11 protein-coding genes, 1 tRNA gene, 1 rRNA gene and 1 pseudogene are annotated in these 11,259 nt (G+C 32.5%); 9 read left to right on the top strand and 5 right to left on the bottom strand.

Translation table 11 applies throughout. The features are described from left to right. The 9 genes from rrf to FLAPXU55_RS04660 form a co-directional block, all read left to right on the top strand. Positions 1–96: ribosomal RNA gene (rrf, locus tag FLAPXU55_RS04700) — 5S ribosomal RNA — on the top strand; the annotation flags it as partial. A 1,160-nt stretch (positions 97–1,256) separates the two neighbouring features. Beyond that, positions 1,257–1,430 carry a hypothetical protein gene (locus FLAPXU55_RS24245; RefSeq protein WP_394368084.1) on the top strand — a complete coding sequence of 58 codons (174 nt, stop codon included), beginning with the start codon at positions 1,257–1,259 and terminating at the stop codon, positions 1,428–1,430. Positions 1,431–1,632: 202 nt separating this feature from the next. After that, positions 1,633–1,995 carry a hypothetical protein gene (locus tag FLAPXU55_RS04690; RefSeq protein WP_180856784.1) on the top strand — a complete coding sequence of 121 codons (363 nt, stop codon included), beginning with the start codon at positions 1,633–1,635 and terminating at the stop codon, positions 1,993–1,995. Between the two features lie 159 nt (positions 1,996–2,154). Further along, on the top strand, positions 2,155–2,718 hold the full coding sequence (locus FLAPXU55_RS04685; protein WP_180856783.1) for a DUF3347 domain-containing protein: 564 nt from the start codon (positions 2,155–2,157) through the stop codon (positions 2,716–2,718). A gap of 3 nt (positions 2,719–2,721) precedes the next feature. Then, a complete protein-coding gene (locus FLAPXU55_RS04680; protein WP_180856782.1) occupies positions 2,722–4,875 on the top strand; it encodes a multicopper oxidase family protein in 2,154 nt (717 codons plus the stop codon). 62 nt (positions 4,876–4,937) lie between these two features. Next, positions 4,938–5,795, top strand: a complete 858-nt coding sequence (locus FLAPXU55_RS04675; protein ID WP_180856781.1) for a hypothetical protein — start codon at positions 4,938–4,940, stop codon at positions 5,793–5,795. A gap of 481 nt (positions 5,796–6,276) precedes the next feature. Beyond that, on the top strand, positions 6,277–6,492 hold the full coding sequence (locus FLAPXU55_RS04670; RefSeq protein ID WP_053474410.1) for a hypothetical protein: 216 nt from the start codon (positions 6,277–6,279) through the stop codon (positions 6,490–6,492). Between the two features lie 134 nt (positions 6,493–6,626). Then, the gene (locus FLAPXU55_RS04665) at positions 6,627–7,316 is read left to right on the top strand and encodes a helix-turn-helix transcriptional regulator (protein ID WP_180856780.1); all 690 of its coding nucleotides are present in this window, start codon (positions 6,627–6,629) and stop codon (positions 7,314–7,316) included. Between the two features lie 80 nt (positions 7,317–7,396). Then, positions 7,397–8,359 (top strand): alpha/beta fold hydrolase, encoded by a 963-nt coding sequence (locus FLAPXU55_RS04660; protein ID WP_180856779.1) that lies wholly within the window; start codon positions 7,397–7,399, stop codon positions 8,357–8,359. Positions 8,360–8,515: 156 nt separating this feature from the next. Here FLAPXU55_RS04660 and FLAPXU55_RS04655 read toward each other — a convergent pair. The 5 genes and pseudogenes from FLAPXU55_RS04655 to FLAPXU55_RS04635 form a co-directional block, all read right to left on the bottom strand. Beyond that, positions 8,516–8,596: transfer RNA gene (locus FLAPXU55_RS04655), tRNA-Tyr, on the bottom strand. Between the two features lie 184 nt (positions 8,597–8,780). After that, a pseudogene (locus FLAPXU55_RS24240) lies at positions 8,781–9,167 on the bottom strand (peroxiredoxin family protein); the annotation flags it as partial. Between the two features lie 18 nt (positions 9,168–9,185). Then, on the bottom strand, positions 9,186–9,947 hold the full coding sequence (locus FLAPXU55_RS04645; protein ID WP_053474413.1) for a DUF4369 domain-containing protein: 762 nt from the start codon (positions 9,945–9,947) through the stop codon (positions 9,186–9,188). 259 nt (positions 9,948–10,206) lie between these two features. After that, on the bottom strand, positions 10,207–10,647 hold the full coding sequence (locus FLAPXU55_RS04640; RefSeq protein ID WP_053474414.1) for a KTSC domain-containing protein: 441 nt from the start codon (positions 10,645–10,647) through the stop codon (positions 10,207–10,209). A 361-nt stretch (positions 10,648–11,008) separates the two neighbouring features. Beyond that, positions 11,009–11,254, bottom strand: coding sequence for a hypothetical protein (locus FLAPXU55_RS04635; RefSeq protein ID WP_180856778.1), 246 nt, complete (start codon positions 11,252–11,254; stop codon positions 11,009–11,011). Positions 11,255–11,259 lie beyond the last annotated feature (5 nt).

Genomic DNA, 11,259 nt, shown 5'->3' with positions numbered 1-11,259 from the left:
CGGCGGGGCTCACCTCTTCCCATCCCGAACAGAGTAGTTAAGCCCGCCTGCGCAGATGGTACTGCAGTATTGTGGGAGAGTATGTCGTCGCCTTTCTTTTGAAAAACCCTATCCAGAAATGGATAGGGTTTTTTGTTTTATAATATTTTTGGAAACTAAATCAAAGTCGCCTTTTGTCATATTGACAAGCACAAATTGTTTTTTGAATCCCAGCGGGTAAATAGTCTATGGAATAGTGTGAATTGTTCATTTTGAATCTCCATTTTGTGTTGGAATTTTGTTTCGAAATTTTAATCAGCATATATGAAGACTTTATTTGTTAATAGCCTGCGGACTACCTCACCATACCAGATTAAATCTTATATAATAGCTTATGGTCTTATTTTGTTAATGATATGGTATCGAAAAAAATGCTTCTTAGACAAAACACTGTAAACCATAAAAACGATCTAACAAATACAATAGTTACGATAGGTATTATGCTTTAATCGATATAAAAGACTGCAAGATAAACTGCAGCAGAATTAGTATATACAAAAGATGGAAGCATACTGGAGAGGCAGGAGATTTAATTTTTGCCACAACCAAATGTTAGATCTTACCTTTTACCAGTTTAGTAAATCAGTTCGTGAATCACCAATTCTGTTTAGCTTATTGACTGAAAGGTTTACTTTAAATCAACTTTCTAAACTTACCAGCAAATTTTCGGGCTGGAAATCCATGAAATGCTATTATGCATGGGCTCCTGACTGTATTAAAAAAATGGTAAATATTATTTTTATTATCCCGCAGATCAGGATAACATTGGTGTAGCAGTAAGTAATCATATCCATATGGGCCGTTTAAAGATCTATTAGGAAAACCATTATTGTCACGAAAATCCAAAGGAGTTATTGCTAATAGGGATTTATTGAACCCAATGTATTTATTGATGATGATGGGCAAGCTTATCTGTTTGCAAGCCAGTTAGAGGTAAAAGCTGTAAAGTTGAACGAGGAAATGATTTCTTATAAAGGTGATGTTACAATCATAAAAGGAACTGAAATACCCTGATCATTATTGTAGCAAGAAATATCTCGATTTTTTTACCGGATTATATCTCAGAAACAGCAGTTAAAATATTGCAATATATTCAGCAGAATATTTATAATCCTGAAAAATTAAAAGCGGAACAAATCAGCAATGTATTTTCTGTATCAATTGCTTATGTTGGAAGGTATTTTAAATAGCATACTAACGATACCTTACATCAGTATATCGCTAAATACAAGGTTAACCTGATCGAGCATAGAATTAGGTTTAGTGATAAACGTATGAATGAAATTGCATATGAATTTGGCTTTACGGATGTAAGCCATCTGAACAAATTTTTTCAGAAAACAAAAAGGATACAGTTTAAGAGATGTAAAGAAACTTTAAACAAAAAATGATATTCATCGAATTGATTATTCAGATATTATAAACAAGAAATTATAATATTAAATTATACTCCTTGAACTCAATCAGGTTTTGAACTTTCTTTTTCATAATAATTAAGATTGCAAAAAAGTTTAAGTTTTTAAATAAATTAATCAACAAACTATTAATCAATATAATATAATTATTATATTTGTTTCATATTTAATTTTACTAATGAGAAAATTTTACTTTTTAGCATTTTTATTATTAGGCTTTTTTATAATGCCTAGTAACACTTTTGCTTGTGTAAGTAAATCTAAAACAGGACATTCCACCACACAAATGTCTTCAACTAATAGTAAAAAAGATTGTTGTGCTGCTGGGCATATGGGTAAAAAGAATCATTGCTGTGATAATAATTGTAAAGATTCTAAATGCATTTGCGCACCATCTGCAGGTGTTTTTTTAGTATTTAATGAAACATCGTTAAAAACCAGAAATTATTTTTTTGGCACTAAAAATCAAAAATTCAATCATCCTGAAAGTTCTATTTCTTCGGGTTATTCTTCTCTTTTTTTGAAACCAAAAATAGGTTAAATTCAAAAGTGACATCCATAAGTGTATCAAATTAGCACTTAATATTCTGCTGTCAAATCTTTTCTATTCAATTTTTTCAGTTAATTACTATTTACAGATTATAAGTATTTCTGTCAATATGTAATTTATTAACTTATTTGATTTTAAAAAAACAACTATATGTATTCATTAAAAAAAATAATGACAGCAATACTTTTATTGGTGTCAATCCTTTCGTTCAGTGCTAATTTTTTAAATTCAGCAAGTACAGCATCAAAAATATCAAATAGTACTTCTAATAATATAATGATTAGCGATTCTCTGGAAAACAATCAGCTGCAGAATGTTTATGATTCCTATTTCCTTGTAAATGAATCTTTGGTAAAAACCGATAGTAAATCAGCTTCCTTAAACGCAGAAAAACTCAAAACAGCTATTACTGCTGTAAAGATGGAAAGTTTAAAAATGGAAGAACATACAATTTGGATGAAACTATCTAAAGCTTTATTAGCAGATGCCGAAAATATTTCTAATTCGCAGGATATAAATAAACAAAGAAAGGTTTTTAAATCACTATCAAAAAACCTGCACGATCTGATTAAAGTTTCAAAATCATCAGAGCCTGTTTATTATCAATATTGTCCAATGGAGGATGCTAATTGGTTAAGCAGAGAAAAGGAAATTAAAAATCCTTATTATGGAGCCAAGATGATGACTTGCGGAAAGACCATTGAAACACTTTAAAATATGAAAATACTCTATATATTATTGCTGTTTACTTTAACAGTAAATGCGCAGAGAGTCGTTCGTTATGATTTATATGTAAAAGACACTTTGGTAAACTTCACTGGTAAACCTAAAAGAGCAATTGCTGTTAATGGACAAATTCCAATGCCGACACTTACATTTACAGAAGGAGATACTGCAGAGATTTATGTACATAATGAAATGGATGAGGAAACTTCTCTTCATTGGCATGGCTTGTTTTTGCCCAATAAGGAAGACGGAGTTCCATATCTGACTCAGATGCCTATAAAACCTCATACGGTTTATAAATATACTTTTCCCATTATTCAGAACGGCACTCACTGGTATCACAGCCACAGCGGTCTTCAGGAGCAAATTGGTATGTACGGGGCATTTATAATAAATAAAAAGCCAGAAGATAAAACCTTTAGAAAAGGTATAGATGATTTACCTTCAGTTCCGATAGTTTTGAGCGAGTGGACCGACATGAATCCTGAAAATATCCACAGGCTTTTACACAATGCCAGTGATTGGTTTGCAATTAAAAAAGGTACTACACAAAGTTATACCGAAGCCATAAAACAAGGATATTTTTCAACCAAAGTGACCAACGAGTGGAAACGAATGAATGCCATGGATGTGAGTGATGTATATTATAATGCATTTCTAATTAATGGTAAAAATAAAAACCAGCTTTATCAATTTAAAGCTGGTGATAAGATTCGTTTACAAGTTTCGAACGGGGGGGCATCAACCAATTTCTGGCTCAATTATGCAGGCGGTAAAATAACTGTTGTAGCAAATGATGGTAATGATGTCGAACCTGTTGAGGTTGATAGATTATTAATAGCTGTATCTGAAACCTATGATCTTGTAGTAACCATTCCGGAGAAAAATACATCTTATGAATTTTTGGCAACCCCTGAAGATCGTACTAAATCAGCATCTTTATATCTGGGGGAAGGAACTAAACATTCAAGTGTGCCATTACCGAAATTGAAATATTTTGAAGGCATGAAGATGATGAACGGTATGATGAAAATGAATGGCGATTTGGATGATATGGGCATGACAATGGCACTTAATCAGATGGATATGAACGCTGTTATGTATCCTGAGATAACTGACGGATCTGCTGAGATCAAGACATTAAACTATGCAATGCTGAAAGCGACGTCAAAAACTAACCTTCCTGAAAATGCACCTGTTAAAGAATTAAAATTTGAGCTTACCGGTAACATGAATCGTTATGTATGGAGTTTAGACAATAAAGTAGTATCAGAAACTGATAAAATCCTTATAAAGAAAGGAGAGAACGTTCGTATTATTTTACATAATGGTTCTATGATGCGCCACCCCATGCACTTACACGGACATGATTTTAGATTAATAAACGGGCAGGGAGATTATGCGCCTCTTAAAAATGTGGTCGACATTATGCCGATGGAAACAGATACTATAGAATTTAATGCTAACGCAGATGGAGACTGGTTTTTTCATTGTCATATTTTATACCACATGATGAGCGGTATGGGAAGGATTTTTAGTTATGAAAATTCAAAACTAAATCCCGAAATTCCTAATCCAAAATTAGCCAAGCGTATGCTTTTTGCTGATGACAGAAAATTTCATTTCATGGCAGAAAATGATTTTGCCACTAACGGTAATGATGGAGAAGCAATGTTTCAAAACACACGTTGGAGTATTGGAACAGAGTGGAGGTTAGGCTATAATAATATGCATGGCTACGAAACCGAAACACATATCGGCCGCTATATTGGAAAAATGCAATGGCTTATGCCATTTATAGGTTTTGACTGGAGATCAAGAAAAATGGAAGTGGGTGAACAGGAGCAAAATTTATTTGGACAAACCAGCACTAAAGATAAAAGGGCTGTATTTTCTGCCGGTGTAAACTATACTCTGCCAATGCTTGTAGTAGCGCAAACGGAAATCTTTACAGACGGTAAAATACGTTTTCAATTAGAACGAAAAGATATTCCGGTTTCAAAGCGATTAAGAATGAATTTGATGTGGAATACCGACAAGGAATATATGGCAGGATTAAAATATATTGCCGGAAAGAACTTTGGAATTACAACACATTATGATAGTGATATGGGGATAGGATTTGGTCTTAACCTAAATTACTAAGATAACTTATCAACATAATTTAACTAAAAACAAGTAATTACATTTTAAATAAATTTTTAAAAATGAAATCAATAATATTAATGATAATATTTCGCGTGATACTGATGCTAAGTGCTTTTACATGTCAGGCAAATATAAAGCCTAAGGCAGATTACCAATATAATAAAATACAAACATTAGACACTATACGAGATGAATTTAATTTAAAAAAGAAAAACTTAAAAAACCTTATTAATGGTAAAAGTCCTGATGTTATGCTCAAATTTTATGAATATTATCTGCAGGAAAAAGATATAAGTAAAGCTGATTTATTGATTCCAAGTATCTTAAAATCAAATGATGATGTTGCTTATAAATATAAAATCAGCTTGATTTCTTATAATTATACTTCAGATGCTAAATCAAAGGCATTATTTGTCTCAGATGCGAATCATATAAAAGAGTATCGAGCCTACTTTTTAAAGTCTGGTATTTCATCATTAAAAACAAATAAGGATATAAGGGCTCACTACCTCGGTTTGGTTACTTTAGACTCTGCTTATTATAAAATTGCTCCTGATAGCTTAACAAAGAAACAAATGGGGATACATTATAATAGTTTGGCCTGGTACAGCATTGTAACTCAAAAATTAAATGATGTAGAGTACTATTTAAACCAAAGTATGAAGTATGATCCTGAGTCAAAATATCCGCTTTCTAATATGCCGCTCCTGCTTTTATTAAAAGGAGATTATAAGAAAGCAGAGGCTCTTTATATAAAATTAAAAGATTTACCATTTGAAGGATCTACCTTAACTTTTAGAGATGAGTTTTTGGAAGATTTAAAGTTAGTGGAGGGAGAGGGAATCAAGATCAAAAACGTAGAAAAAATCAGAAGGATATTAATTGCAAACAAAACTGTAGAAGTAAATATTAATTAGCGATGTAAAAGATGATAAGGTTTTGGTGACTGTTACAGTACCGGAAGTAAAAACTGACGAAGTCATTTATAGTATTCCTAAAACTCTTCCGGGATTTTGTGCTTGAACTGCTGTCATTACAACTAGTGATGCGAACAGGAAAAAATTTAATTTCATAATGTGGTAATTGATTACTGCGATTGATTGACTATTTTTATTGGCTCACAGCGCGCACATCCGTTATAGAAAATTATTATGTTATAATGGACTATTTGAATCTAAATAGCATATATAAATATTTTTATTCTGCTATGTTTAAATTACATTGCAAATTTGTCCTATTATGAAATAAAAGGAAAGGTAGAAAAAAACCTTTCCATGATACTTTTACGCCAATTTGAGTTTTTCTCATTAATAATATTCAAGCCTAAATCTCTTTCTTGTTTTTATGGATTTTTACTTTTAAAAACACCATGAGCAGTTCCTGTTGCATGATATAACTATGGGAAATAAAAAATCACTATTTATAATGATTTTTTTGGACTTCAATACAGGTAGTTTTGAAAAAAATATCATCCCAGATCTAATGAGTATAAGTGAATGCGATGCTAAACCAATAGGAATTTTAAATATTCCCATTACTGTAATTATGAGCATTCCAAATTTTACTATAAGTATGCGTTTTGCTATGCCGTTTTTATTAAATAAGTTTATATAATATGTTAGTTGCAAGAAATTCAAATTCATTTAAACTTAAATCCAAAAAGGAGTTTTAGTTCCAAACCCGTTGTAATAACAAAACTTCAGCCGTAATACCAAAAATTCCCCTTGAAACATTGACAGTCAAAAAAAATGAACGAAAATGAGACTACACGACTTTCACGACTGACTGCAATTTTAATACAATTGCAAACAAAACGACTTTTGACGGCAACAACTCTTGCAAACAAATTTAACGTAAGCAATCGGACAATTTATAGAGACATTAGGGCACTTGAACAATCGGGAGTTCCAATAATTACAGAAGATGGAAAAGGCTATTCACTAATGGAGGGCTACAGACTGCCTCCCGTAATGTTCACAGAAGCACAAGCAAATGCGTTAATTACCGCAGAACAATTAGTTCTTCAAAACAAAGACACTTCATTCATTAAAGATTATACTGAAGCTATTGAAAAAGTAAAAGCAGTCTTAAAATACAACATACTAGACAAAGCGAACTTACTTTCAGAAAGAGTACGATTTGACCAGAATAACAATCGGGAAAGAAACAGTAGTCATTTATCTGACTTACAATTTGCATTGACAAATTTTCGTGTTGTAAAAATTGAATACACCAATGCGAAAAATGAACCCACAACCCGAAACATCGAACCATTTGCGTTGTTGAGTACAGAAAATTGGTTGTTAGTTGCCTATTGTCGATTAAGAAGAAAGTTTCGTTTTTTTCGTTTAGACAGAATCAATGAATTAGAAATACTTACAGACAAATTTGAACCACACAAAATGACCCTGGAAGAGTATTTTAGCACCTATCACTAATTTATTTTTTGACCCCTGACATAAGGCTGTCACTTTCCAGCTATAAGTTTGCATCATTAATAATCTTTAAAGGAATAAAAATGACAAACGTAATAAAGACAGGATTTAATCCCATCTCATTTCCTAAGGCTACAATGATTTCAGTTAATAGTGTAGTGCTGGAAGTATTTGAAGCAGGTCAACAAAATTCAGCAAAACCTATCATTCTCTGCCACGGTTTTCCAGAGCATGCATTTTCTTGGCGTTATCAGATACAGTCTCTTGTTGATGCCGGCTACCACGTAATTGTTCCAAATCAACGCGGCTATGGTAATTCATCTCGTCCGACCAAAATAACGGATTATGACATTGAACACTTAACAAGTGACCTTATTGCACTACTTGACCATTTTGGTTATAAGGATGCTGCCTTTGTGGGTCACGACTGGGGTGCAAATGTCGTTTGGAGTCTGGCACTATTGCATCCTGAACGGGTAAATAAAGTAATAAACTTGGCCTTACCTTATCAAGATCGTGGAGATAAACCATGGATTGAGTTGATGGAAGCAATATTTGGAGAGAACTTCTATTTTGTTCACTTCAATAGACAACCAGGAGTAGCAGATGCTATAATGAACAAAAACAAATCCCGGTTCCTTCGTAACATATTCCGAAAAAACATCCCTCTCACACCGCCTGAACCTGGAATGCTAATGATTAATCTTGCAAGAGAAGAAAAACCACTTGGGGATCCCTTGATGAGCGATAAAGAACTATCTGTTTTTATTTCTGCCTTCGAATCCTCAGGGTTTACAGGAGGTATAAATTGGTATAGAAACCTGGATAGAAACTGGCATTTAATGGCAGATATAATCCCAATCATTCATCAACCAACTCTTATGATATATGGTAATCTGGATACGATTCCAAAGTCTGAAAACCTAAAAAATATCGTTCCTAATTTAGAGGTTGTTACTCTTGATTGTGGTCATTGGATTCAGCAAGAAAATCCTGAAGAAACTAACCAATCAATTTTAAAATGGCTGGAACAACAGGATCTTTAATAAGGAAACAGAAACATATTTCGGGTATTTTATAAAGTTTGAAAACTGTCTTAAATGAAAAAAGCCTGCGAATCTTACGATTTGCAGGCTTTACCACTTTTTAAAGGTTTTCAAAAGATTGGAAAACTTTCGTTTTTACTTCTTTTACCCTTTTTGTGGGGAGAGCAGGATTCGAACCTGCGAAGTTCACACAGCAGATTTACAGTCTGCCCTCGTTGGCCGCTTGAGTATCTCCCCGATCTCAATTTGTTGTGCTTTGTTGTTCTAAGCGGTGGCAAAGATAGCAACGTTTTCTAGATTTGCAAACAAAAAAAGAACTTAATTTAAAGTTATTTTAAAGTTATTTTTTAATTCATTGGAATTGAATAAAATAAAAAAATCTCCACAAGGGAGATTTTTTAACTTTATTTCAAAAGTAGGATTATTTTGCTAATAATTCTACGATTTTTGCTTTTAATTCCGGACCTCTTAAGTCTTGAGCAACCACTTTTCCTGACGCATCAAGAATAAAAGTTGCGGGAATAGATTCAACATTATATTGTTTTGCAATTGGCTCATCCCAGAATTTAAGGTTAGAAACATGTGTCCATGTTAAACCATCTGCTGCGATAGCTTCTTTCCAGTGTTCCGCATCTTTGTCTAAAGAAACGCCAACAATGTTTAATCCTTTTGAATGTAATTCTTTGTAAATCGCTACAACGTTTGGATTTTCTTTTCTACATGGTCCACACCATGAAGCCCAGAAATCAACGATAGTAACTTTACCTAAACTTTCTTTAAGCGAAACTACTTTTCCCTGCGGATTTGGCGCAGAAAAATCTGCTCTTCATTTAGCGCTGCCAACTGGAGGAGCTGATGCACCAACCGCAGGCAATTTAGCTTGACCTAGTCTAGTTTTGATTTCTTTACCAGGAGTTGTGTTTTTTACAGATTCGTCTAAAGCGTTGTATAAACTCTCTGTTTTTTTGATATCATTGCTTGGATCATTAATCATACTTTGAATAATCAAGGCAGAGATATAAGATTTTGGGTGTCCTTCAGCGTAAGCTAAATACTTCTTTTTAGTACTAGCTTGTACTTCTGTTTGGATTTCCATGTATTGTTTCATCAAGCTGTTGATAGTTGCTGTATCTTGAGCTTGCTGCGCTTGCTGCATTTTTTGAGTATTCTTTTTCTGAAAATCAATTAAGTTTTTTTGAGTTTTTGTAAGATCATCATTGAATTTTACATACTCGTCATTATTGTAAGTTCCAGAAATTTTAGATTTATGGATGCTGTCTTTGTCAATTTCGATATTGATTTCTCCAGTTTCTAAGATAAATGGGATTGGTCCGTTAGCACCTTGAAGTATTAATGTATGGAAAGCTGGTTCTTTAACTTTTCCTTTAATTTCAAATTTTCCATTTTCAACTTTTACAGTATCTAACGCAATTGTCATTCTTGTAGCTGGATCTTGTCCTTGTAGAATGATAGTTTTTCCGTTTTCGATTCCTTTTGCAGTACCAGTAATTAGGTATTCTCCGTCTTTAACTTTACTGCATGAAATGATAGCTGCAGAAGCTGTAAGTAAAAAAAGTATTTTTTTCATTATAAAAAATTAATTAGTTAATTGATTTGTGCAACAAAAGTATCTAAAATTATAAAACATATAGAATTTTGTAACCTAAAATTTTGTTATAGTTTTTTTGTGTCTAAATGTCCTGTAATCAAGTGTTTTGAGACGTTTAATTGATTTAAAACTCTTATTTATTTATTGTTTTGAATGCTAATATAGAGTTTTTTTAATACTAAGCCATAAAAAAAGCACTCTGTAAGAAGAGTGCTTTTTGAATTATTTTCGAATAAATTTATTCTTGATTTGTTTTCTTTCTCCAGGTAAAAGAGTTCAAAATGTGTCTTTTTGCGAATCTTCCAGGAGAATCAGCATTTACCATTTTCACGTAAGTTGCTTTAGGAACACTAATGTATTCGTAAACACTTCCGTTAGAAAAATCAATAATCAAACGCCCTTCTACAAATTTGTAATCTGTAATCGTGCAAGTTGAAATTGTCTCTGTATATTCAGGTAAATTAAGTTTAATAGTATCAGGGTGAATACTTACTAAAAAGTGGTAAGCTTCAATGATTGTTTTGCTTTTTTCTTCTGCCTCTTTTAAACCAGCGTCGTCTCCTACAAATTTATCAGGATGAGATTCTTTCATCGCATTACGATAAATTGTTTTTAAATCTTTTAACTCTGCAGTTTTTTCTACGTTTAGTAACTTGCGGTATTCAACTATTTTTTTCATAAATAAAAGGTAACTACTTGTCTATTAGTTTGAAATCGATATTAATTAGTTCAAATCGACAAATTTTTTGCAAAGGTACACTTTTTTTTAACTTTTCACTTTTGATCGAAAAAATATTCGGTAGAAGTTATAGGTTTTATAATGTTAGGACGAAATTTTAACGCAAAGTACGCTAAGATTTTTCTACATATAAGGTTTTTATAAAAATGCAAAGTTCGCAAAGCTTTACGTTAACAGCTTTGCGAACTTAGTATTATTAATACCGCTTGCAATACAGTAAAAGAATCTTAGCGTACTTTGCGTTAAAATCTCCCTCATTTCAACATGAAACCTGAAACAAAAGAAACCTGAAACAAAAACTTTATTCCGGCTTATGATTCGCCTTATCGAAGTTTTTAGATTTCTTAGGATATTTATCGTAGCTAATGTCGCTTGGATTCTCAATTACAGATTTAATCGTAACCAAGTCTCCAATATTAAAGTTAGTATGAGCGATTTTATAATCTAAAAGATATTCACCACAGAAATAATTGTTGTTTTCATCTTTTTCGATAATGCCGGTATAAACTCCTTTTTGCGGCATTTTTTCTTGTGAATCTTTAGACATAGTTT

It is taken from the genome of Flavobacterium panici (assembly GCF_903819335.1).
Lineage (GTDB): Bacteria > Bacteroidota > Bacteroidia > Flavobacteriales > Flavobacteriaceae > Flavobacterium > Flavobacterium panici.
The sequence above is the reverse complement of the archived record's forward strand: the minus strand, read 5'-3'. Positions and strand labels throughout refer to the sequence as shown.